Annotated in this window: 20 protein-coding genes; 17 read left to right on the forward strand and 3 right to left on the reverse strand. The window is 59.7% G+C overall.

Annotated features, from left to right (window positions below):
• The first annotated feature begins 76 nt into the window (after positions 1-76).
• From edd to JFU11_RS10640, 11 genes are all read left to right on the forward strand, one after another.
• Complete coding sequence (gene edd, locus JFU11_RS10590; protein ID WP_008072944.1) at positions 77-1,903, forward strand: phosphogluconate dehydratase; 1,827 nt, start codon at positions 77-79, stop codon at positions 1,901-1,903.
• Positions 1,900-2,850 carry a glucokinase gene (locus JFU11_RS10595; RefSeq protein WP_201060575.1) on the forward strand — a complete coding sequence of 317 codons (951 nt, stop codon included), beginning with the start codon at positions 1,900-1,902 and terminating at the stop codon, positions 2,848-2,850. The genes edd and JFU11_RS10595 overlap by 4 nt, the downstream gene beginning before the upstream one ends.
• A 177-nt stretch (positions 2,851-3,027) precedes the next feature.
• Positions 3,028-3,759 (forward strand): response regulator transcription factor, encoded by a 732-nt coding sequence (locus JFU11_RS10600; RefSeq protein WP_008006907.1) that lies wholly within the window; start codon positions 3,028-3,030, stop codon positions 3,757-3,759.
• On the forward strand, positions 3,749-5,218 hold the full coding sequence (locus JFU11_RS10605) for an ATP-binding protein (RefSeq protein WP_201121289.1): 1,470 nt from the start codon (positions 3,749-3,751) through the stop codon (positions 5,216-5,218). Before JFU11_RS10600 ends, JFU11_RS10605 begins: the two co-directional genes overlap by 11 nt.
• A gap of 279 nt (positions 5,219-5,497) precedes the next feature.
• On the forward strand, positions 5,498-6,757 hold the full coding sequence (locus tag JFU11_RS10610; protein WP_123719266.1) for an AGE family epimerase/isomerase: 1,260 nt from the start codon (positions 5,498-5,500) through the stop codon (positions 6,755-6,757).
• A 117-nt stretch (positions 6,758-6,874) separates the two neighbouring features.
• On the forward strand, positions 6,875-8,182 hold the full coding sequence (locus JFU11_RS10615) for an ABC transporter substrate-binding protein (RefSeq protein ID WP_123719265.1): 1,308 nt from the start codon (positions 6,875-6,877) through the stop codon (positions 8,180-8,182).
• 183 nt (positions 8,183-8,365) lie between these two features.
• Positions 8,366-9,274 (forward strand): sugar ABC transporter permease, encoded by a 909-nt coding sequence (locus JFU11_RS10620; RefSeq protein WP_007902369.1) that lies wholly within the window; start codon positions 8,366-8,368, stop codon positions 9,272-9,274.
• On the forward strand, positions 9,267-10,112 hold the full coding sequence (locus tag JFU11_RS10625) for a carbohydrate ABC transporter permease (RefSeq protein ID WP_030131859.1): 846 nt from the start codon (positions 9,267-9,269) through the stop codon (positions 10,110-10,112). The genes JFU11_RS10620 and JFU11_RS10625 overlap by 8 nt, the downstream gene beginning before the upstream one ends.
• 3 nt (positions 10,113-10,115) lie before the next feature.
• A complete protein-coding gene (ugpC, locus tag JFU11_RS10630) occupies positions 10,116-11,276 on the forward strand; it encodes a sn-glycerol-3-phosphate ABC transporter ATP-binding protein UgpC (RefSeq protein WP_123719264.1) in 1,161 nt (386 codons plus the stop codon).
• Positions 11,277-11,497: 221 nt separating this feature from the next.
• Positions 11,498-12,844: a carbohydrate porin gene (locus JFU11_RS10635; RefSeq protein ID WP_123719263.1), complete on the forward strand. Its 1,347-nt coding sequence runs from the start codon at positions 11,498-11,500 to the stop codon at positions 12,842-12,844.
• Positions 12,845-13,165: 321 nt separating this feature from the next.
• On the forward strand, positions 13,166-14,020 hold the full coding sequence (locus tag JFU11_RS10640) for a D-hexose-6-phosphate mutarotase (RefSeq protein WP_123719262.1): 855 nt from the start codon (positions 13,166-13,168) through the stop codon (positions 14,018-14,020).
• Positions 14,021-14,170: 150 nt separating this feature from the next.
• Here the strand turns inward: JFU11_RS10640 and JFU11_RS10645 are convergent, their stop codons facing one another.
• On the reverse strand, positions 14,171-15,031 hold the full coding sequence (locus JFU11_RS10645; protein WP_173667542.1) for a MurR/RpiR family transcriptional regulator: 861 nt from the start codon (positions 15,029-15,031) through the stop codon (positions 14,171-14,173).
• 228 nt (positions 15,032-15,259) lie between these two features.
• Between JFU11_RS10645 and zwf the strand changes: the two genes are divergently transcribed.
• From zwf to JFU11_RS10665, 4 genes are all read left to right on the forward strand, one after another.
• Complete coding sequence (zwf, locus tag JFU11_RS10650; RefSeq protein WP_008072962.1) at positions 15,260-16,729, forward strand: glucose-6-phosphate dehydrogenase; 1,470 nt, start codon at positions 15,260-15,262, stop codon at positions 16,727-16,729.
• A complete protein-coding gene (gene pgl / locus JFU11_RS10655; RefSeq protein ID WP_201060576.1) occupies positions 16,716-17,429 on the forward strand; it encodes a 6-phosphogluconolactonase in 714 nt (237 codons plus the stop codon). The genes zwf and pgl overlap by 14 nt, the downstream gene beginning before the upstream one ends.
• 17 nt (positions 17,430-17,446) lie before the next feature.
• The gene (locus tag JFU11_RS10660; protein ID WP_123719260.1) at positions 17,447-18,112 is read left to right on the forward strand and encodes a bifunctional 4-hydroxy-2-oxoglutarate aldolase/2-dehydro-3-deoxy-phosphogluconate aldolase; all 666 of its coding nucleotides are present in this window, start codon (positions 17,447-17,449) and stop codon (positions 18,110-18,112) included.
• A 341-nt stretch (positions 18,113-18,453) separates the two neighbouring features.
• Entirely contained in the window at positions 18,454-19,179 is a 726-nt protein-coding gene (locus tag JFU11_RS10665) for an intradiol ring-cleavage dioxygenase (RefSeq protein WP_201060577.1), read from the forward strand.
• Positions 19,180-19,181: 2 nt separating this feature from the next.
• Here JFU11_RS10665 and JFU11_RS10670 read toward each other — a convergent pair whose 3' ends face one another.
• Together JFU11_RS10670 and JFU11_RS10675 are read right to left on the reverse strand one after the other, a co-directional pair.
• A complete protein-coding gene (locus JFU11_RS10670; RefSeq protein ID WP_201060578.1) occupies positions 19,182-20,363 on the reverse strand; it encodes an aminotransferase class V-fold PLP-dependent enzyme in 1,182 nt (393 codons plus the stop codon).
• 25 nt (positions 20,364-20,388) lie between these two features.
• A complete protein-coding gene (locus JFU11_RS10675; RefSeq protein WP_007949456.1) occupies positions 20,389-20,625 on the reverse strand; it encodes a DUF3820 family protein in 237 nt (78 codons plus the stop codon).
• A gap of 204 nt (positions 20,626-20,829) precedes the next feature.
• On the opposite strand from JFU11_RS10675, the gene JFU11_RS10680 reads away from it, so the two are divergent.
• Both JFU11_RS10680 and JFU11_RS10685 read left to right on the forward strand, forming a co-directional pair.
• On the forward strand, positions 20,830-21,297 hold the full coding sequence (locus JFU11_RS10680) for a PA2169 family four-helix-bundle protein (protein WP_123719257.1): 468 nt from the start codon (positions 20,830-20,832) through the stop codon (positions 21,295-21,297).
• Between the two features lie 284 nt (positions 21,298-21,581).
• Positions 21,582-22,316: a hypothetical protein gene (locus tag JFU11_RS10685; RefSeq protein ID WP_123719256.1), complete on the forward strand. Its 735-nt coding sequence runs from the start codon at positions 21,582-21,584 to the stop codon at positions 22,314-22,316.
• Positions 22,317-22,408: the final 92 nt, after the last annotated feature.

Raw genomic sequence — 22,408 nt, forward strand, 5'->3', positions numbered from 1 at the left:
TGTCATCCCAATCACAGCGGTGCTTGATCAGCATAGACAATCAGGTCGCCACATCCGTTAGCCTGGAGTTCTACACATGCATCCCCGCGTCCTTGAGGTCACCGAACGGCTTATCGCCCGCAGCCGCACCACGCGTGAGGCTTACCTTGCATTGATCCGCGGCGCCGCCAGCGACGGCCCTATGCGCGGCAAGCTGCAATGCGCCAACTTCGCCCATGGCGTAGCCGGGTGTGGCAGCGACGACAAGCACAGCCTGCGGATGATGAACTCCGCCAACATCGCAATCGTTTCGTCATATAACGACATGCTCTCGGCGCACCAGCCGTACGAAGTCTTTCCTGAACAGATCAAAAAAGCCCTGCGCGAAATCGGCTCCGTCGGCCAGTTCGCCGGTGGCACCCCTGCGATGTGCGATGGCGTGACCCAGGGCGAGCCGGGCATGGAACTGAGCCTGCCGAGCCGCGAAGTGATCGCGCTGTCCACCGCTGTGGCGCTGTCCCACAACATGTTCGACGGCGCGCTGATGCTCGGCATCTGCGACAAGATCGTGCCGGGCCTGATGATGGGCGCGTTGCGTTTCGGTCATCTGCCGACGATTTTCGTACCGGGCGGGCCGATGGTTTCGGGCATTTCCAACAAGCAGAAAGCCGATGTGCGTCAGCGCTACGCCGAAGGCAAGGCGACGCGCGAAGAGCTGCTGGAATCGGAGATGAAGTCCTATCACAGCCCTGGCACCTGCACCTTCTACGGCACCGCCAACACCAACCAGTTGCTGATGGAAGTCATGGGCCTGCACTTGCCGGGCGCCTCTTTCGTCAACCCGAACACCCCGTTGCGCGATGCCCTGACCCGCGAAGCGGCGCACCAGGTCACCCGCTTGACCAAGCAGAACGGCGACTTCATGCCGATCGGCGAAATCGTCGACGAGCGCTCGCTGGTCAACTCCATCGTGGCCCTGCACGCCACGGGTGGTTCGACCAACCACACGCTGCACATGCCGGCCATCGCCATGGCCGCGGGCATCCAGTTGACCTGGCAGGACATGGCCGACCTCTCCGAGGTGGTGCCGACCCTGAGCCACGTGTACCCGAACGGTAAAGCCGACATCAACCACTTCCAGGCAGCGGGCGGCATGTCGTTCCTGATCCGCGAACTGCTGGAAGCCGGCCTGCTTCACGAAAACGTCAACACCGTGCTCGGCCACGGCCTGAGCCGCTACACCATGGAACCGTTCCTCGAAAACGGGGAATTGGTCTGGCGCGAAGGCCCGATCGAAAGCCTCGACGAAACCATCCTGCGTCCGGTCGCCCGCGCATTCTCGCCAGAGGGTGGCTTGCGAGTGATGGAAGGCAACCTCGGCCGTGGCGTGATGAAAGTATCCGCCGTCGCTTTGGAAAACCAGGTCGTCGAAGCACCGGCCATGGTGTTCCAGGATCAGCAGGATCTGGCCGATGCGTTCAAGGCCGGTTTGCTCGAGAAGGATTTCGTCGCGGTGATGCGCTTCCAGGGCCCGCGTTCCAACGGCATGCCGGAGCTGCACAAGATGACGCCGTTCCTCGGCGTGCTGCAGGATCGCGGCTTCAAAGTCGCATTGGTGACTGACGGGCGTATGTCCGGCGCCTCGGGGAAAATCCCGGCGGCGATCCACGTCAGCCCCGAAGCTTATGTAGGCGGCGCTTTGGCGCGAGTGCAAGAGGGCGATATCATCCGCGTCGATGGCGTCAAAGGCACTCTGGAGCTTAAGGTGGACGCCGAAGAATTCGCAGCGCGCGAACCTGCCAAGGGTCTGTTGGGCAACAACATTGGCAGCGGTCGCGAACTGTTTGGTTTCATGCGCATGGCCTTCAGCTCCGCAGAGCAAGGCGCCAGCGCCTTTACTTCTGCCCTGGAGACGCTTAATTGAAACTGGCTCTGGTCGGTGACATCGGTGGCACCAACGCACGTTTCGCGTTGTGGAAAAACCAGCAGCTGGAATCAGTCCAGGTGCTGGCGACGGCAGACCACGCCAGCCCGGAGGAGGCCATTGCGCTCTACCTGAGCGGGCTCGGTCTGGCGCCGGGTTCGATCGGTTCGGTGTGCCTCTCGGTGGCAGGCCCCGTGAGCGGTGATGAATTCAAGTTCACCAACAATCACTGGCGGCTCAGTCGCAAGGGTTTCTGCAAGACCTTGCAGGTGGATCAACTGCTGTTGATCAACGACTTCTCGGCGATGGCGCTGGGCATGACCCGCTTGCAACCGGGCGAGTTTCGGGTGGTCTGCGAAGGCACGCCGGAACCGTTGCGGCCGGCGGTGGTGATCGGCCCGGGCACTGGCTTGGGCGTGGGCACGTTGCTCGATCTGGGCGAGGGCCGTTTTGCCCCGTTGCCGGGGGAGGGCGGTCACGTCGATCTGCCGCTGAGCAGCCCGCGGGAAACCCAACTGTGGCAGCACATCTTCAACGAGATCGGCCATGTCAGCGCTGAAACGGCGTTGAGCGGCAGTGGTTTGCCGCGGGTCTACCGGGCGATCTGCGCGGTGGACGGTCACACGCCTGTGCTCGACACGCCTGAGTCGATTACGGCGGCCGGGCTGGCGGGCGATCCGATTGCCCTGGAAGTGCTTGAACAGTTTTGCTGCTGGCTCGGTCGCGTGGCCGGTAACAACGTGCTGACCACCGGTGCACGGGGTGGTGTGTACATCGTTGGCGGGGTGATTCCACGGTTTGCCGATTTCTTCATTGAAAGCGGTTTCGCCCGGTGCTTCGCCGACAAGGGTTGCATGAGCGATTACTTCAAAGGCATTCCGGTGTGGCTGGTGACGGCACCGTATTCCGGCCTTGTTGGTGCGGGTGTGGCGCTGGATCAGGCTTGAAACCGCGTCGCCTTCATCGCGGGCAAGCCACGCTCCCACAGGATTATCTACATTCTGAAAATGTGCGCATAACCTTGTGGGAGCGGGCTTGCCCGCGATGAGGCCCTCACAGACAACATAGATCCTTGAACGATCAGGCATAATCCTCTCTAACACAAACAACAAGGACGCCGCCCCGTGAGCTCAGTCAACAAGTCGATTTTGTTGGTCGATGACGATCAAGAGATACGCGAGTTGCTGGACACCTATCTGACCCGCGCCGGTTTCCAGGTCCGCACCACGCCTGATGGTGCAGGCTTTCGTCAGGCCCTGAACGAGGCGCCGAGCGATCTGGTGATTCTCGACGTGATGCTGCCGGACGAAGACGGTTTCAGCCTTTGCCGCTGGATCCGCCAGCACCCGCGTCAGGCCCATGTACCGATCATCATGCTCACCGCCAGCTCCGACGAGGCCGATCGCGTCATCGGTTTGGAACTGGGCGCCGACGACTACCTTGGCAAACCCTTCAGCCCCCGTGAATTGCAGGCGCGCATCAAAGCCTTGTTGCGCCGCGCGCAGTTCGGTCAGGAGCGTTCCGGCAGTGAAGTGCTGGCCTTCGATGATTGGCGGCTGGACATGGTCAGCCATCGACTGTTCCACATCGACGGCGAGGAAGTGATTCTCTCGGGCGCCGATTTTGCGCTGCTGAAACTGTTCCTCGATCACCCCCAGGAAATCCTCGATCGCGACACCATCGGCAACGCCACCCGTGGCCGTGACCTGATGCCGCTCGATCGCATCGTCGACATGGCGGTCAGCCGTTTGCGCCAGCGCCTGCGCGACACCGAAAAACCACCGAGGCTGATCCGCACCGTGCGTGGCAGTGGCTACCAACTGGCAGCCAACGTGGTTGCCAGCAATGGTCACTGAGTTCCTGCGCAAGCTCGCCGGGCGGGTGCCGGTGCCGCGCTCGTTGCTCGGGCGCATGTTGTTGCTGACCCTGCTGGCGGTATTGTTCGCCCAGACGCTGTCGAGCGTGATCTGGGTCTCGCAATTGCGCGCCACGCAGCTCGAAGGCCTGGTCACCAGTGCCCGCAGCCTGGCCCATTCGATGACGGCCAGCGTCAGTTATTTCCGCTCATTGCCGGTGGCGTTTCGACCGCTGGTGCTCGATCAGTTACGCAGCATGGGCGGCACCCGATTCGTGGTGACGCTCAACGACAAACCCTTGGGCATGGAAGTGCTGCCAATCACCCCGCGCAAAGAAGCGGTGCTCAAAGCTGTGGATGAAGTGCTGCGCCAGTCGCTGGGCCAGGACACCGACATCTCGGTGACCTTCGTCAGCCCCGAAGACCTGCGGATTTTCAACGGCGGCTTGAAGCTCGATGAGTTGCCGCGTTCCTGGGCGCACTACGCGTTGACCCTGGAGCCGGTGAATCCGCCGGTGCTGGTCACGCAAATCCAGATGGCACCGGGGGAATGGCTGTACATCGCCTCCCTGTTGCCCGAGCCCTACACCAGTCTTGAAGAACAAGGCCTGCCGGCGCAGCAGGTCTGGTTCATCGTGCTCACCAGCGGTTTCTTGCTGCTGTTCATCGGCCTGCTGGTGCACTGGCAGAGCCGACCGCTCAAGCGATTGGCGCGGGCGGCGCGGGACATGTCTCTGGGTGCCGAAGTCGAACCGGTGGCGGAGGGCGGCGGCAGTGAAGTGGTGGAAGTGGGCCGCGCCTTCAATGCGATGCGCGAACGTATCAGCCGTTACCTGACCGAACGCAGCCAATTGTTCAGCGCGATTTCCCATGACTTGCGCACGCCGATTACCCGGCTGCGACTGCGGGTGGAATTGCTTGAAGACGAAAAGCTGCAAGCCAAATTCGGTCGTGATCTGGATGAGCTGGAGTTGCTGGTCAAAGGCGCGTTGCAATGCGTGAAAGACACCGACATCCACGAAAACATCGAGCCGGTGGACCTCAACCATGTGCTCGACTGTCTGGTGGAACCGTATCTGGCGCCCAACGGCAATGGCCGTGTGACTCAACATGGCCGGGCGTTGGCGCCGTATCCCGGCAAGCCGTTGGCGCTCAAGCGTTGCATCGGCAACCTGATCGACAACGCCTTGAAATATGGGCAGAACGCACATCTGCACATCGATGACGACGAGAGCGCGTTTGTCCTGCATGTCGACGATGAAGGGCCGGGCGTACCGGAGCAGCGGCTGGAGCAGGTGTTCGAACCGCACTTCCGCTTGGCCGGGCAGCAGCAGGGTTATGGCCTGGGGCTGGGGATCGCGCGCAACATTGCCCATAGCCATGGCGGTGAAGTCAGCCTGCAAAACCTGCGTGAAGGCGGGTTGCGGGTGACGTTGCAATTGCCGCGTAGTGTTGATTAGCCTGTGGCGAGGGGGCTTGCCCCCGTTGGAGTGCGAAGCGCTCCCCGAGCAGTCACCGCGGCTCACCTGAAGGAGCGAGCTGGCAGGTTTTCACGACTGCTTCGCAGCCGAACGGGGCGATGCGGCGTTCCGACAAGCCCCCTCGCCACAAGTAATCACTCACCCCAACATCTGAGTGAATGTCACAACTCGGTGACATAACTCGCCCCCTTCGTTACCTGCCTGCCACCGCCCGTTGTTTAGACTGCCCCCAGTCATAACAACAAAAAAGGTACTCCCATGGACACCTTCCAACCCGCCTTCAGCAGTTGGCTGAACGCGCCTGCCCATCAGCAATGGCTCTTCGCCGAAGGCCTGCACCTGTTGGCATTTGCCAAGGCTTCAAAGCTTGCCGAAGGCTTTGGCAATCTCGATGAAAAGGGTCGCCTGCCGGCCAACGCGCAAGCTGAAACCATGAACACCGCGCGCATGACTCACAGCTTCGCCATGGCCCATATCCAGGGTCTGCCGGGGTTTGCCGAGCTGGTGGATCACGGCATCCAAGCCCTCAGCGGGCCACTGCGTGATGCCGAACACGGAGGCTGGTTCGCCACGCCCGAACACCGTGACGGCAATACCGGCAAAGCCGCTTACCTGCATGCTTTCGTGGCGTTAGCCGCGAGTTCTGCGGTGGTCGCTCGGCGTCCTGGCGCACAAGCCTTGCTTGACGATGCGATCCATATCATCGACACGCATTTCTGGTGCGAGGAGGAGGGCGCCATGCGCGAATCCTTCAACCGTGATTGGAGTGAAGAGGAAGCCTATCGCGGCGCCAACAGCAACATGCACGCCACCGAAGCCTTTCTTGCCCTGGCCGATGTCACCGAGGACAACCGCTGGCTGATTCGCGCCCAGCGCATCGTCGAGCGAGTCATTCACGATCACGCCGCGGCCAATGACTATCTGGTGGTCGAGCATTTTGACCGCGACTGGCAGCCGCTACGCGACTACAACCACGACAACCCGGCTGATGGTTTCCGCCCTTACGGCACCACGCCGGGCCATGGTTTTGAATGGGCGCGGCTGTTGCTGCATCTTGAAGCGGCGCGGGTGCAGGCCGGGATACTCACGCCGGGCTGGCTCGCCACCGATGCGCAAAAACTGTTCGACCACAATTGCCGTCACGGCTGGGACGTCGACGGTGCGCCGGGGATTGTCTACACCCTCGACTGGGACAATCGCGCGGTGGTTCGCCATCGCCTGCACTGGACGCACGCCGAAGCCAGTGCCGCCGCCAGTGCGCTGCTGAAACGCACCGGTGATGAGCAATACGAGCACTGGTACCGACTGTTCTGGGAATTCTGTGACAGTCATTTCATCGACCGTTGCGATGGCAGCTGGCATCACGAACTCGATCCGCTAAACCGTCCGAGCGCCGATATCTGGGCTGGCAAACCCGACCTGTATCACGCTTGGCAAGCCGTTTTGATCCCGCGCCTGCCGCTGGCGCCGAGCATGGCCACTGCGCTGGCGCAATTGTCCCAGAGCATTCCTGTGTAACCATGTGGTGACATTCGCGCGTCCCTTCGTTACCTGCGAAGGGGCATCCCCTGTTTAGAATCCTATGCAGCGCAAGCACCAGACTTGCATGCATAACAACAAGAAAGGTACTACTAGATGAATGCGATTTCTCGCCTCGCTACTGTCATTTCTCTCGCTTCTCTGCTTCCCGTTGCTGCATTCCCTGTCAGTGCCCTTGCCGCCGATGCCAAAGGTTCGGTGGAAGTCGTTCACTGGTGGACGTCTGGTGGTGAAAAAGCGGCCGTCGATGTGCTCAAGGCCCAAGTCGAAAAAGACGGCTTCACCTGGAAAGACGGCGCAGTCGCCGGCGGTGGCGGTTCCACGGCCATGACCGTACTCAAAAGCCGCGCCGTGGCCGGTAACCCGCCGGGCGTTGCCCAGATCAAAGGTCCGGACATCCAGGAGTGGGGCAGCACAGGCCTGCTCAGCACCGACACCCTCAAAGACGTTTCCAAGTCCGAAGGCTGGGATAACCTGCTGATCAAGAAAGTCTCCGACACCGTGAAATACGAAGGCGATTACGTCGCCGTGCCGGTGAACATCCACCGCGTCAACTGGCTGTGGATCAACCCGGAAGTCTTCAAGAAAGCCGGGATCGAAAAAGCGCCGACCACCCTCGAAGAATTCTATGCCGCTGGCGACAAACTGAAAGCCGCCGGCTTCATCGCGCTCGCCCACGGTGGCCAGCCTTGGCAGGACAGCACCGTGTTTGAAGACGTGGTGCTCTCGGTCATGGGCGCAGACGGTTACAAGAAAGCCCTGGTCGACCTGGATCAGAAAACCCTCTCGGGCCCGGAGATGGCCAAGGCCTTCACCGAGCTGAAAAAAATCACCGGCTACATGGACCCGAACCGCGCTGGTCGTGACTGGAACATCGCGGCCGCCGACGTCATCAATGGCAAGGCCGGCATGCAGATGATGGGCGACTGGGCCAAGAGCGAATGGACCGCCGCGAAGAAAGTCGCGGGCAAGGACTACCAGTGCGTGCCGTTCCCGGGCACCGAAAAAGCCTTCACCTACAACATCGACTCGATGGCTGTATTCAAGCTCAAAGCTGATCGCAAAGGCGACATCGCCGCCCAACAAGACCTGGCCAAGGTCGCTCTGGGCAAAGACTTCCAGAAAGTCTTCAGCATCAACAAAGGCTCGATCCCGGTGCGTACCGACATGCTTAACGACATGAGCGCGCTGGGCTTCGATTCTTGCGCTCAAGCGTCCGCCAAGGATTTCCTGGCTGACGAGAAGACTGGCGGCCTGCAACCGAGCATGGCGCACAACATGGCCACTTCCCTGGCCGTGCAGGGCGCGATCTTCGATGTGGTGACCAACTTCATGAACGACAAGAACGCTGACCCGGCCAAGGCCAGCGCGCAACTGGCGTCGGCCGTCAAAGCTGCCCAGTAACTCCTGACACAACCTGATCCTGGGTGGAATGGGATTGTGTGGGAGCGGGCTTGCCCGCGATGCAGGCGACTCGGTTTAACTTCGAACCGTGTTGATGCCATCGCAGGCAAGCCAGCTCCCACAGGGTCCTGCTCCACCAGAGATCACTGTGTCGATTCATTTCTCTTCACCTGGATTATCCCGATGAGCTCTGTGGCGGTTTTCAGCAAAGCCTCACCGTTCGACGCACTGCAGCGCTGGCTCCCCAAGCTGGTTTTGGCGCCAAGCATGCTGATCGTCCTGGTTGGTTTTTACGGTTACATCATCTGGACATTCGTACTGTCCTTCACCAATTCCAGCTTCATGCCGAGCTACAAGTGGGTCGGCCTGCAGCAATACATTCGCCTGATGGACAACGATCGCTGGTGGGTCGCGAGCAAAAACCTCGCGGTGTTCGGCGGCATGTTCATCGGCATCAGCCTGGTGCTGGGCGTGTTTCTCGCCGTGCTGCTGGATCAGCGCATTCGTAAGGAAGGCTTCATCCGCACCGTTTACCTGTACCCGATGGCGCTCTCGATGATCGTCACCGGTACCGCGTGGAAATGGCTGCTCAACCCAGGCTTGGGTCTGGACAAGATGCTGCGTGACTGGGGCTGGGAAGGCTTCCGTCTCGACTGGCTGGTGGATCAGGATCGCGTGGTGTATTGCCTGGTGATCGCCGCCGTGTGGCAAGCCTCCGGGTTTGTGATGGCGATGTTCCTGGCCGGCCTGCGTGGTGTCGATCAATCGATCATCCGTGCGGCGCAAGTCGACGGGGCGAGCCTGCCGACCATCTACCTGAAGATCGTATTGCCGAGCCTGCGCCCGGTGTTCTTCAGCGCTTTCATGATCCTGGCGCACATCGCGATCAAGAGCTTCGACCTGGTGGCAGCAATGACCGCGGGTGGCCCGGGCTACTCGTCCGACCTGCCGGCGATGTTCATGTACTCCTTCACTTTCAGCCGTGGCCAGATGGGCATTGGTTCGGCGAGCGCCATGATGATGCTCGGCGCGATCCTGGCGATTCTGGTGCCGTACCTGTACTCCGAATTGCGAGGCAAACGCCATGAGTAATCAACTCGGAAAACCGGCGATCAGCTTCAGCCGCATCGCAATTTACGCAACCTTGTTGCTAGCCGCGGCGATCTATTTGGTCCCGCTGGTGGTGATGCTGCTGACCAGCTTCAAATCGCCGGAAGACATCCGCACCGGCAACCTGTTGAGCTGGCCGCAAGTGATTGATGGCATCGGCTGGATCAAGGCCTGGGACAGTGTCGGCAGCTACTTCTGGAACTCGGTGAAAATCACCGTCCCGGCAGTGCTGATCTCTACGTTCATCGGTGCCATGAACGGCTATGTGCTGTCGATGTGGCGCTTCCGTGGTTCGCAACTGTTCTTCGGCCTGTTGTTGTTCGGCTGCTTCCTGCCGTTCCAGACCGTGCTGCTGCCAGCCTCGTTCACCCTCGGCAAGATCGGCCTGGCCAACACCACCACGGGCCTGGTGCTGGTGCACGTGGTCTACGGCCTGGCGTTCACCACGCTGTTCTTCCGCAACTACTACGTGAGCATTCCGGATGCGCTGGTCAAGGCGGCGCGACTGGATGGCGCGGGCTTCTTCACGATTTTCTGGAAGATCCTGCTGCCGATGTCGATCCCGATCGTGATGGTCTGCCTGATCTGGCAGTTCACGCAAATCTGGAATGACTTCCTGTTCGGTGTGGTCTTCGCCAGTGGCGATGCCCAGCCGATTACCGTGGCCCTGAACAACCTGGTCAACACCAGCACCGGGGCCAAGGAATACAACGTTGATATGGCCGCCGCGATGATCGCCGGGCTGCCGACACTGCTGGTCTACATATTCGCTGGCAAGTATTTCCTGCGTGGGCTGACGTCCGGCGCGGTCAAGGGGTAGAACATGGCAACTCTCGAATTACGTAACGTCAACAAAACCTACGGCGCCGGTCTGCCGGACACCCTGAAAAACATCGAACTGAAGATCGATGACGGTGAGTTCCTGATCCTGGTCGGCCCATCGGGCTGCGGTAAATCCACCTTGATGAACTGCATCGCCGGTCTGGAAAACATCAGCGGCGGGGCGATTCTGGTGGACGACGCCGACATCAGCGGCATGAGCCCGAAAGATCGCGACATCGCCATGGTGTTCCAGTCCTACGCGCTGTACCCGACCATGAGCGTGCGCGACAACATCGCGTTCGGCCTGAAGATTCGCAAAATGCCCACCGCCGAAATCGACGAAGAAGTCGCTCGCGTGGCCAAGCTGCTGCAAATCGAACACCTGCTGAGCCGCAAACCGGGCCAGCTTTCCGGCGGTCAACAACAGCGCGTGGCCATGGGCCGGGCGCTGGCGCGGCGGCCGAAGATTTACCTGTTCGATGAACCGCTGTCCAACCTCGACGCCAAGCTGCGGGTCGAGATGCGCACCGAAATGAAACTGATGCACCAGCGCCTGAAAACCACCACGGTCTACGTGACCCACGACCAGATTGAAGCCATGACCCTGGGCGACAAAGTGGCGGTGATGAAAGACGGGATCATTCAGCAATTCGGCACGCCGAAAGACATCTACAACAACCCGGCCAACCTGTTCGTGGCGAGCTTCATCGGTTCGCCGCCGATGAACTTCATCCCCCTGCGTTTGCAGCGTAAGGAAGGTCGGTTGGTAGCGCTGCTCGACAGCGGTCAGGCGCGCTGCGAATTGCCGCTGGGCATGCAGGACGCCGGGCTCGAAGACCGTGAAGTGATCCTCGGCATGCGCCCGGAGCAGATCGTTCTGGCGAACGGCGAGCCGAATGGTTTGCCGACCATTCGTGCCGAAGTGCAGGTCACCGAACCGACCGGTCCCGACACCCTGGTGTTCGTCAATCTCAACGACACCAAAGTCTGCTGCCGCCTGGCACCGGACGTCGCGCCGGCCGTAGGCGAGACCCTGACCCTGCAATTCGATCCATCGAAAGTGCTGTTGTTCGATGCCAAGACCGGTGAACGCCTGGGGGTGGCCGGCCTGCCGAAAGCTGAAGCTCACAGCGCCAACGTAGCCCAATTCAAAGGCCGCTGAAGATCAAATGTGGGAACGGGACTATGTGGGAGCCGGGCTTGCCCGCGATGCAGGCAACTCGGTTCAACGTTGAACCGAGTTGATGCCATCGCAGGCAAGCCAGCTCCCACACAAGCCCGTTCCCATTGGGGGATTTGTGGCGGGTGCATGCCATCCGTCACAACCGTTGTAAACCGCGTTAGATAAAAACAGTTAATAACAATAAAGACGAGGATGTAGGGATGAAGAAGAAGAACAACGCTCAGCTTATCTGCCAATTGTCAGCTCTTGCGATGATGACTATGGCCGGTAGCGTACACGCGGCTGACGCGTTCAGTGCCGACTCGCAGTGGATGACCGGTGATTGGGGCGGCGAGCGTACCAAGCTGATCGAACAAGGTATCGACATCAAGGCCGACTATGTCGGTGAAGTGGGCGCCAACCTGCATGGCGGCTACAACGACGACAAGACGGCGCGTTACGCCGACCAGTTTGGCTTGGGCGTGGCGCTGGACCTGGAAAAACTGTGGGGCTGGGATAACACCCAGGCCAAGATTCAACTCACCAACCGTAACGGTCAGAACATCTCCAATGACCGTGTCGGCGACCCGCGTGCCGGCACCTTGAGTTCCTCCCAGGAAGTCTACGGCCGTGGCCATATGGTCCGTCTGACCCAATTGTGGATCAAGCACCAGTTCCTCGACGGTAAACTGGACGTCAAGGCCGGTTACTTCGGCGAAGGCGAAGATTTCAACACCTTCCCTTGCGAGTTCCAGAACCTGGCGTTCTGCGGTTCCCAAGCGGGTAACTGGGCTACCAACATCTGGTACAACTGGCCGGTCATGCAGGCGGCGGTTCGCGTGAAGTACAACATCACGCCTGAGTTCTATGCGCAGATCGGCGCGTACAACCAGAACCCGTCGCAACTGGAGCACGGTAACGGCTTCAAGCTCAGCGGCAGTGGTACCAAGGGCACCGTCTTGCCAGTCGAACTGGTCTGGTCACCGAAGGTCAACAACCTGCCGGGCGAATACCGTGTGGGTTACTACAAGAGCACGGCCGATGCCGATGACGTCCGTAAAGACGACAACGACAATGACGCAGCGACCACAGGCAACTCCTATCGCAGCCACGACAGCAAGCATGGCTACTGGTTTGTGGCGCAGCAACAACTCACCACCCACAACGGTGATGCTTCACGCGGTCTGAACATCGCGGCCAACGCCACCTTCCACGACAAGGACACCAACATCGTCGATAACTACCAGTCGCTGATGTTTGTGTACAAGGGCCCATTCGACGCACGTCCAAAAGATGACGTCGGGATCGGTTTTGCCCGTATCCATGTCAACGATGACGTGAAGAAAAACGCCGAATTGGTCAACGCCGCCAATGGTGTCACCGACTACAACGATCCGCTGTTCTCGCCGTTGCGTTCCACCGAGTACAACTACGAGATCAACTACGGCTTCCACGTTACCAACTGGCTGACCGTACGTCCTAACCTGCAATACATCACTCATCCGGGCGGTGTGGATGAAGTCGACAACGCTCTGGTGGCTGGTCTGAAAATTCAGTCGGTGTTCTAACGCTGTTGCGATAAGCTCCTCTCTATGTGCGCATTTTTGCGGACGGCCATGGCTGTCCGCTTTTTTTTGGGGCTGATCCGCCAGGCTGCTGACGAATGCATTGTGGCGAGGGAGCTTGCTTGTGGCGAGGGGGCTTGCCCCCGTTGGAGTGCGCAGCGCTCCCCCAATACAGTTGTCTTAAGAACCGCATGGTCACCTTTTACGACTGCTTCGCAGTCGAACGGGGGCGAGCCCCCTCGCCACAGGTAAGCTCTCTGACCAATGAAAGCGCTGTTGCCAAAGTATTGATGAGTACACCAATGATTTTCAGGACCGTGGCACATGCTTGAGCATCCGCTACAACGCTTCTTCAAATCCTTGCGCGAACGTCCGGTGTTCGCGTGGGAGCGCTATCAGATGCGCGATGTGCTGGTGATCGATCATCCGCTGTGTCAGGCGGTGTTCAGTCGGCAGGGCGCGCAGTTGCTGCACTTCCAGCCAAAGGGTCAGAAACCCTGGCTGTGGTGCGCGGCGAAGTGGCCACATGTCGGTGCGATTCGCGGCGGTGTGCCGGTGTGCTGGCCGTGGTACGGCCGTCATCCGAGCGAAAACGCCTGGCCGTCCCATGGCTGGGCGCGTTTGCTCGACTGGAAACTGCTCGACAGCAGCAGTGATGACGATGGCGTGCGCCTGCACTGGCAGTTACAGCTGTGCGACTGGCAAGTGGACTTGCATGCGCACCTGGGCGAACGCATGGATTTGCACCTGAGCACCGAGCATCAGGACGACATGCCGTGCCAGTTGAGCCAGGCGTTGCACGCCTATTGGCGTATTGGTGACGTGGGCGAGGTAGCGCTGTCTGGGCTCGACGGCGCGCAAGGTTACGACCAGTTGAGCCGCCAGGTTTGCCAGCAGGAAGGCGAGTTGAGGGTCGACGGGGGTTGTCAGCGAGTGTTCCAGCATGACGGCGAATTGCAGCTCATGGACCACGCCTGGCAGCGGCAGCTGTGCATCGATACCGGTGACCATGCGGACACGGTGGTCTGGCATCCCGGCTCGCGGCCGTTGCTGGGGGTGAGCTGGAATGAGGTTTTAGAGTTCGTGTGTGTGGAGGCAGCCAGCGGCGGGACCGACAGCCTGTGCCTGGCACCGGGGGAGCGGGCGCATTTGAGTTTGCAGGCGAGGGTTGGGGTTTAGCTCAACATCTGCGGTGTTGCGCCGGGCCTCATCGCGGGCAAGCCCGCTCCCACAGGGATATTCAGTGAACACAGATTTGTGTGCGCCGTAGATTTCTGTGGGAGCGGGCTTGCCCGCGATGAGGCCCGAACAGGCAATGAAGATCCTGGGTTAGTTGAATTCATCCCCAATCGGATACCGACTGGCATTCAGGCTTTCCTTGATCTTGCGCAAATGCGGCTGGAAATCCACGCCCCGGCGCAGGGTCATGCCGGTGGCGAGCACATCGAGCACGGTCAACTGAATGATCCGCGACGTCATCGGCATGTAGATGTCGGTGTCTTCCGGCAGCGGAATGTTCAGGCTCAAGGTACTGGCCTTGGCCAGTGGCGACCCCTCGGCCGTCAAACCCAGCACTGAAGCGCCGTTTTCCCGGGCGATGCGCGCCACTTCCACCAGTTCGCGGGTGCGGCCGGTGTAGGAAATGATCACGAACAACTCACCGGTATGGGCCACCGAAGCAATCATGCGTTGCATCAGCACGTCGGCATGGGCGGTCACCGCCAGGTTGAAGCGGAAGAACTTGTGTTGCGCATCCAGCGCCACCGGGGCTGAGGCGCCGAGGCCGAAGAAGTGGATCTGCCGGGCCTGGATCAACAGGTCGACGGCGCGGCTGATCAGGTTCGGGTCAAGCGCCTGCAACGCACTGTCCAAAGAGGCGATGGCGCTGCCGAAAATCTTTTTCGTATACGCTTCCGGATTGTCATCGGCTTCAACCGCCCGGCTGACATACGCCGCGCCACTGGCCAGGCTCTGGGCCAGCTGCAGTTTCAGTTCCGGGTAGCCGCTGACACCGAACGAACGGCAGAAACGGTTGACCGTCGGCTCGCTGACCTTAGAGGCTTGGGCGAGGGCGGCGATGCTGAACCGGGTGGCCTGCTCTGGGTTGAGCAGGATCACTTCGGCGACTTTGCGTTCTGCCTTGTTCAGGTCTTCAAGGCGATTCTGGATCTGTTCCAGTAAATTTCGCACGCGGTCCATTACATGTTCCTTAGGTCAGCAGCGCAAATAAGCGTTCGGCTAATGCAAATTGGGCCTTTGATACGACCCATAACGGTGGCCTATCCTACTGATGGCTCCGACCGACCACCACTCGGAATCTGTATTTTGCGAAAATGTTGTGGTTATTACTACATTTTCCCTTGAGTGATGCCTTGAAAAAAGGTATTTGTAGCTTAACTTGATAAAAGAACAAACATCATGCCTTCGATTACGGTTGAACCGTGCACCTTTGCCTTGTTCGGCGCTCTCGGCGATCTAGCCCTGCGCAAGCTGTTTCCTGCCCTCTATCAACTCGATGGTGCCGGCCTGCTTCATGAGGATACGCGCATTATCGCGCTGGCCCGTGAACCCGGCAGCGAGCAGCAGCATCTGGCATTCATCGCCACTGAGCTGCGCCGCTACGTGGGCGCCAAAGAGCTGGATGAAGCGGTGGTCGAGCGCTTCCTGGCCCGTTTGAGCTACCTGCACGTCGACTTCCTCAAGGCTGACGATTACGTCGCCCTGGCCGAGCAGGCTGGCAGCGCCCAGCGAGTGATTGCCTACTTCGCCACCCCGGCGGCGGTTTATGGCGCTATTTGCGAGAACCTGTCGAAGGTCGGCCTGACCGAAAACACCCGTGTGGTGCTGGAAAAACCCATCGGTTCGGACCTGGAATCCTCGCGCAAGGTCAATGACGCCGTGGCGCAGTTCTTCCCGGAGAACCGCACCTACCGCATCGACCATTACCTGGGCAAAGAGACCGTACAAAACCTGATCGCCCTGCGTTTCGCCAACAGCCTGTTCGAAACCCAGTGGAACCAGAATTACATCTCCCACGTGGAAATCACCGTGGCCGAGAAGGTCGGGATCGAAGGTCGTTGGGGTTACTTCGACAAGGCTGGCCAGCTGCGGGACATGATCCAGAATCACCTGCTGCAATTGCTCTGCCTGATCGCCATGGACCCGCCGGCCGACCTGTCCGCCGACAGCATTCGCGATGAGAAAGTCAAAGTCCTCAAGGCGCTGGCGCCGATCAGCCCGGAAGGCCTGACCACTCAAGTGGTGCGCGGCCAGTACATCGCCGGCCACAGCGAAGGCAAATCGGTACCCGGGTATCTGGAGGAGCCTAATTCCAACACCCAGAGCGACACCGAAACCTTCGTCGCCCTGCGTGCCGACATCCGCAACTGGCGCTGGGCCGGTGTGCCGTTTTACCTGCGGACCGGCAAGCGCATGCCGCAAAAGCTGTCGCAGATCGTCATCCACTTCAAGGAACCGTCGCACTACATCTTCGCCCCCGAGCAGCGCTTGCAGATCAGCAACAAACTGATCATCCGCCTGCAACCGGACGAAGGCATTTCCTTGCGCGTGATGACTAAAGAACAAGGCTTGGACAAGGGCATGCAGCTGCGTAGCGGTCCGTTGCAGCTGAATTTTTCCGACACCTATCGCAGCGCGCGGATTCCCGACGCCTACGAGCGTTTGTTGCTGGAAGTGATGCGCGGCAATCAGAACTTGTTTGTCCGTAAAGATGAAATCGAAGCCGCGTGGAAGTGGTGTGACCAGTTGATCGCCGGGTGGAAAAAATCCGGTGATGCGCCCAAGCCGTACGCGGCCGGGTCGTGGGGGCCGATGAGCTCCATTGCACTGATTACGCGGGACGGGAGGTCGTGGTATGGCGATATCTGAATTGAAACTGCCTCAGGGCGTTAGCGCTCATGAGTTCAAAAGCCTGGTGCTGCTGGCCGAAGGCCTGGCATTGACGGTGGCCAAGCAACTGAGCGACGCGATTGCTGCACAAGGCGCCGCGACGCTGGTGGTGTCTGGCGGGCGTAGCCCGGTGGCGTTTTTCCAGCACCTGGCCAAGCAGGCGCTGGACTGGTCGAAAGTGGTTGTCAGCCTGGCTGACGAGCGCTGGGTGCCGGTGGAACATGCCGACAGCAATGCCGGTCTGCTCAAGCGTTACCTGTTGCAAGGCCCGGCGGCCAAGGCTCAGTTCCTGAGCCTCTACAGTGCCACTGCCAACCTGGAACAGGCCGCCGAGCAGGCTGATCGCTTGCTCGCCGAATTGCCGTCGATCGACGTGCTGGTGCTGGGCATGGGTGACGACGGTCATACCGCGTCGCTGTTCCCCAACAGCCCGAACCTGGCCGACGCCTTGAAAGTCGACGGTACCCGTCGTTGCTGGCCGATGCTGGCGCCGACCGTGCCCCATCAACGCCTGACCATGAGTCGCGCGCTGCTGGCTTCGGCGAAGCACACCGTTCTATCGATTTCCGGTCAGTCCAAGCTGACCACCCTGAATGCCGCACTGGCCGGTGACGATGTCGCCGCCATGCCGATTCGGGCGTTTCTGCAACCTACGTTAGAGATTTACTGGTGCCCATGAACCAAGGATCAGCCGCTATGACAAACACATCCCCGACCGTTTCCATGGCGGACAAAGTTGCCCTGATCGACAGCCTCTGCGCCAAGGCGCGGATCCTGCCGGTGATCACCATCGCTCGTGAACAGGACGTACTGCCGTTGGCCGACGCCCTGGCGGCCGGTGGCCTGACGGCGCTGGAAGTGACCCTGCGTTCGCAGTTCGGCCTCAAGGCGATCCAGATCCTGCGCGAGCAGCGCCCGGAACTGGTGACCGGTGCCGGCACCGTGCTTGATCGCAGCATGCTGGCCGCTGCCGAAGCGGCCGGTTCGCAATTCATCGTGACGCCGGGCATCACCCGTGACCTGCTTGAAGCCAGTGTCGACAGCCCGATCCCGCTGTTGCCGGGCATCAGCAACGCCTCCGGCATCATGGAAGGCTATAGCCTGGGTTATCGCCGCTTCAAGCTGTTCCCGGCGGAAGTCAGCGGCGGCGTCGCGGCCATCAAGGCCCTGGGCGGCCCGTTCGGCGAAGTAAAATTCTGCCCGACCGGCGGCGTCAGCCCGGCCAACATCAAGAGCTACATGGCGTTGAAAAACGTGATGTGCGTGGGCGGTAGCTGGATGCTTGACCCTGAGTGGATCAAGAACGGCGACTGGGCCCGCATCCAGGAGTGCACCGCCGAGGCGCTGGCCCTGCTGGACTGATTAACCAAATTTTTACCAAACACTTCGTTGTGTGTTCTACGGCTTTACGGTGCGCTTGGTCGGTGCACCGTTTTTTTTTGCCTGATGAAAACCCCAGTGACTGTCGACACGCTCTTTGTAGCAGCTGGCGAAGCCTGCGTTCGGCTGCGCAGCAGTCGTGAATCCAGCTGACGCGGTCTGCCTGACGTACCGCAATCTCTGATTTTACGACTGCTGCGCAGCCGAACGCAGCCTCGCAGGCTCGGCAGCTGCTACAGATCGAAATCATGCGATACATAGTTACCGCATCTCGTTGCTCGTCCAGCGCTAACCTGCGTTCATCTTATGGAAGAGAGAACGTCATGGAAGACAACACTGCAATTACATCCCCACCACCGGCTTGCCAACTGTCACCCGAACAGATCGCCGGCCCGTATTTTCGAAACCCGAAACTGATCAGACGAAACATCAGCGAAGGCATGGATGGCATTCCCTTGGTGCTGCGGCTGACGATCGTCGATGCGATGACCGGTCAACCGGTCACCGGGGCGGTGGTCGATATCTGGCATTGCAACGCACGCGGGGCGTATTCGGGCTGGAGCAAGGTCGATCCGGACAAGGAAGTCGACGTCGATGCCATCGGTTCGATCCCGCGCACCGATGACGATACCTACCTGCGCGGCGGGCAATTTACCGATCACTTGGGCGTGGTGCGATTTACCACCATTTACCCGGGTTTTTATGCTGGCCGCGCCCTGCATATTCATGTGGCGGTACGAATCACCGCCGGCAACAACTACCTGGAAGAGCGGCATGTCGCCTGGATTGGGCAGCTGTACTTTCCCGAGGTGGCCTCGCGGACGGTACTCAATGCCCGCGAGTACCGTGGGCGTGGCATCTGCGCGCTGAACAACGAGCAGGATGAGTTCTATCAGGGCATGGGCGGTGCCGCCTCGACCTTGAATGTCCATGCCATCGGTCGAGACTCGAACGAAGACGGCTTTTTCGGGCACATGACCATCGGTGTCGACACGTTTGCGGTGTCATCGCAAATCAAGCCCGAAGACTTCGACAAATACACCGTGTGACCTCAGCGCAATTCAGTCAGCGCCCGGGCCAGCAGATCCATGTCGGCTGCGGTGGTGGTGAGCCCCGGCGTAATGCGGATGCACGGGCCACACGCCGCACCGCTGCGCGCCACGGTAAACAGGTTGTAGTCGTTGAGCAGTCGCTCGACCATCGCCTGCTGATCGGCATGCCGGGTAAAGCGCATCGCGGTGATGCCGCAATACAGGCGCGGGTCATTCGGGGTCATGACTTCGATTCCCGGTAACCCCCGAACGGCATCGACCCATCGGTTGCGCAGGTAATTGAGCCGCGTGCCCTTGGCGACGGAACCGCCCATGGCGTGATGTTCTTCGAACACCAGTGGCAGGGTCAGCAGGGCCGGGATGTTCGGGGTGCTATACGGCGTGCGGGCGCGAATATCGGTGACCGGGAAATGCATCTCGCCCATGTCCGGGTCGATGTCGACCAAGCGCTGGGGCGCGATGTAAATGAAGCCCAGGGTCAGCGGCGCGCCGATCCATTTGTGCAGGTTATAGCCGGCAAAGGCGATGCCCAGTTCGTCGAGATTGAATTCGATTTGGCCGAGGGCATGGGCGCCGTCGAGAATCACATCGATGCCGTGTTCCCTGGCGGCAGTGGCAATCGCCTGCACCGGCATGACCAGCCCGGTGCGATGGGTGACGTGGGTCAGGGCCATCAGCTTCAGTCGCGGATAACGGATAAAAGCTTCGCGATAAGTGGTCAGCAAACTGTCGAAACTGGCGGGGTGGCGGTGTTCGATCTCGATCAGTTCCACGCCTCGATAGCGCGCCAGCCAACGCATCGCGCCCTTGACCGTGTCGTACTCCAGATCGCATATCAGCACTTGATCGCCAGGTTCCAGGCGGTTGTAGTTGCGGATCAGCGATTGCAGGCCATCCGAGGCGTTGCGGGTGAGGGCGACGGCTTCGGCGGGGGCACCGATCAGCTCGGCCAATTGCGCACGAATCTTGACGCTTTCGCCCTGTTCGAAGCGCTGACGCACATGCACCGAGTTGCCGCGGTTGATCAGCTCGATGTTGCGCTGATACTCCTCGACCACGGTGCGCGACATGCGCCCGAAGTAACCGTTTTCCAGGTTCAGGGGGCCGGGTTCGACAGCATAACGGTCGGCAAAGGTCTGCCAAAAGGCTTCATCGCGGGAACGGCGGGTGTTATCGGGCATGAGCTACTCGGTGAGGTAGGGCGGGTCAGTGGCGAGGCGCAGGTTTGCCGTGTTTGGCGCGCAGCGGTTCAAGTAGCTCCGACAAGCCGTTGTGGTCGATTTCCTGCATCAAGGCCAGTAAACCGCCCAGTTCACCGTGGGGGAAACCTTCGCGAGCGAACCAGTTCAGGTACTGGCCGGGCAGGTCAGCAATGATGCGGCCCTTGTATTTGCCGAAGGGCATTTCGCGGGTAATCAGCAGTTCTAGCTTTTCGGGATTCATCATCAGTCGTCTTGATTCAAAGCAGTCTGGAAAATACAGGCATTCTGCATGCAGGCCAAATGACAGATCATGCAAAAAAAGCGGATACAGATTTCTACTTAAACGACAACCGATTGAAATATAAGTAAAAAGGCATCAATTCAAAGCTGGCATGCAGGGTGCAACTACTAATTGCATCTTTCATCAACCGCAAGGAATTGAAAAATGACCGACATCAATAAAGACGCGATCTCTGTACTCAACGACCTGATTGAAACCAGTAAAGACGGTCAGGAAGGGTTCAAGACTTGCGCTGAAGACATCAAACATCCAGAACTTAAAAACCTGTTCATGCAGCGCTCCGCCGACTGCGCGGCTGCTGCTGCCGAGCTGCAGGCCACTGTGCGTTCCCTGGGCGGTGATCCGGAAACCTCCACCAGCGTCAGCGGCGATCTGCACCGTCGCTGGGTCGACGTGAAGGCGATGTTCACCGGCAAGGACGAAGAGGCGGTGCTGAACGAAGCCGAACGCGGTGAAGACCACGCGCTGAAGGCTTACAAGGACGCACTGGAAAAAATCAACAAGGACAACCTGGTGAGCATTCGTGACATCGTTGAACGCCAGTATCACGGCGTACAACGCAACCATGATCAGGTGAAAGCCCTGCGTAACCAGGCTCGCGCGCGCTCATAAGCGTTCGTTATCTGTCGAAAACGCCAGCTCGTCTGGCGTTTTTTTGTGTTCGGCATTTAATGCTGGACGGGATATACGTGCCCATCACGTTCCAGGCCTTGTTCGCACCTGACCGCCGCGCGTTGCAGTTCGCGATCAAGACATTTGATCGGCGGCGATCTGGCGCTGCGAAGCATCACTAGTGGTGGTGAATTCTGGACAGTCTAGTGGCTAATTAGTAGCATCCGCCGCATACGGATCTTTCTCCTGCACGTCGATCGACGTGGGTCTATCAAGGAATCGAAATGCACGACTTCACCCATGGCGATAAAACCGTCTCTTTCACTGTCTTGAGCGGTGAAGTGGTGGGTAGCGAAAAAGTCAGCGAGACCCGTGTGACATCCACGGGCGGCGTTCACGTGAACGGTAACGACCGTGATGTGACGCCTGTGCGCATCAGTTCTGTTTCGATCATCAATCATGAGTTCTGGGTCAAGACGCCGGACGGCGTCGAGCATGATGTAAAGCTGCGCGGCGTGGACATTCCCTTGCGCACCGGTCAGGAAATCTCTTTGATCAGTGCCTTGAACAAGGATGGTTCGCCGTTGCACACCATTTTGCAGAACCACACGGCGTCCAAGCGCTGGGTGCTGCGTGACGCGAACGTGCTGAATACCGAGCTGGAGCTGTCGCCCTTTAACTGGAAGACAGTGTTGATCGTGCTTGGATTGTGCGTCGCCGGTCTTGCTACAGCCGGGCTAGGCTTCCTGGCGGCGACGGGCTATTTTTGCTACGCGTGGTATCAGGGCTCCCAGCGCAAGAAACTGCTGATTAGCGATTTGAACGCCTACATTGAGAAGCTGGGCAATCAGGTCGCCAGTCGCGGTCAGGCGCCAAGCCCTGTTCAAGTTGAAAGCCCGGCCCAGGCTGAAATCTCTTTCCAGACCGAAAGTCCTGCACCGGCACAACCCCCTGCCGAGACTGAAAGCCCTGCGCTGAATAGCGAGAGCGTGCGCAGGGCGTTATCGCGCAATCTCTGATTTGGCTCAGAGGCACGCACAGCAAGGGGGAGCAAGCTCCCCCTTCAGTTTTCCCGGACACCGGTGACGCGGAGCGTGGGAACGATCAGCGG

This window comes from Pseudomonas sp. TH37 (genome assembly GCF_016650735.1).
GTDB lineage: Bacteria > Pseudomonadota > Gammaproteobacteria > Pseudomonadales > Pseudomonadaceae > Aquipseudomonas > Aquipseudomonas farris.

Excerpts from the sequence above, each read along its gene's own strand:
- edd (WP_008072944.1), top strand. The coding sequence starts at position 77 with ATGCATCCCCGCGTCCTTGAGGTCACCGAACGGCTTATCGCCCGCAGC.
- JFU11_RS10605 (WP_201121289.1), top strand. The coding sequence starts at position 3,749 with ATGGTCACTGAGTTCCTGCGCAAGCTCGCCGGGCGGGTGCCGGTGCCG.
- JFU11_RS10610 (WP_123719266.1), top strand. The coding sequence starts at position 5,498 with ATGGACACCTTCCAACCCGCCTTCAGCAGTTGGCTGAACGCGCCTGCC.
- JFU11_RS10615 (WP_123719265.1), top strand. The coding sequence starts at position 6,875 with ATGAATGCGATTTCTCGCCTCGCTACTGTCATTTCTCTCGCTTCTCTG.
- JFU11_RS10620 (WP_007902369.1), top strand. The coding sequence starts at position 8,366 with ATGAGCTCTGTGGCGGTTTTCAGCAAAGCCTCACCGTTCGACGCACTG.
- JFU11_RS10625 (WP_030131859.1), top strand. The coding sequence starts at position 9,267 with ATGAGTAATCAACTCGGAAAACCGGCGATCAGCTTCAGCCGCATCGCA.
- ugpC (WP_123719264.1), top strand. The coding sequence starts at position 10,116 with ATGGCAACTCTCGAATTACGTAACGTCAACAAAACCTACGGCGCCGGT.
- JFU11_RS10635 (WP_123719263.1), top strand. The coding sequence starts at position 11,498 with ATGAAGAAGAAGAACAACGCTCAGCTTATCTGCCAATTGTCAGCTCTT.
- JFU11_RS10640 (WP_123719262.1), top strand. The coding sequence starts at position 13,166 with ATGCTTGAGCATCCGCTACAACGCTTCTTCAAATCCTTGCGCGAACGT.
- zwf (WP_008072962.1), top strand. The coding sequence starts at position 15,260 with ATGCCTTCGATTACGGTTGAACCGTGCACCTTTGCCTTGTTCGGCGCT.
- pgl (WP_201060576.1), top strand. The coding sequence starts at position 16,716 with ATGGCGATATCTGAATTGAAACTGCCTCAGGGCGTTAGCGCTCATGAG.
- JFU11_RS10660 (WP_123719260.1), top strand. The coding sequence starts at position 17,447 with ATGACAAACACATCCCCGACCGTTTCCATGGCGGACAAAGTTGCCCTG.
- JFU11_RS10665 (WP_201060577.1), top strand. The coding sequence starts at position 18,454 with ATGGAAGACAACACTGCAATTACATCCCCACCACCGGCTTGCCAACTG.
- JFU11_RS10670 (WP_201060578.1), bottom strand. The coding sequence starts at position 20,363 with ATGCCCGATAACACCCGCCGTTCCCGCGATGAAGCCTTTTGGCAGACC.
- JFU11_RS10675 (WP_007949456.1), bottom strand. The coding sequence starts at position 20,625 with ATGAATCCCGAAAAGCTAGAACTGCTGATTACCCGCGAAATGCCCTTC.
- JFU11_RS10680 (WP_123719257.1), top strand. The coding sequence starts at position 20,830 with ATGACCGACATCAATAAAGACGCGATCTCTGTACTCAACGACCTGATT.
- JFU11_RS10685 (WP_123719256.1), top strand. The coding sequence starts at position 21,582 with ATGCACGACTTCACCCATGGCGATAAAACCGTCTCTTTCACTGTCTTG.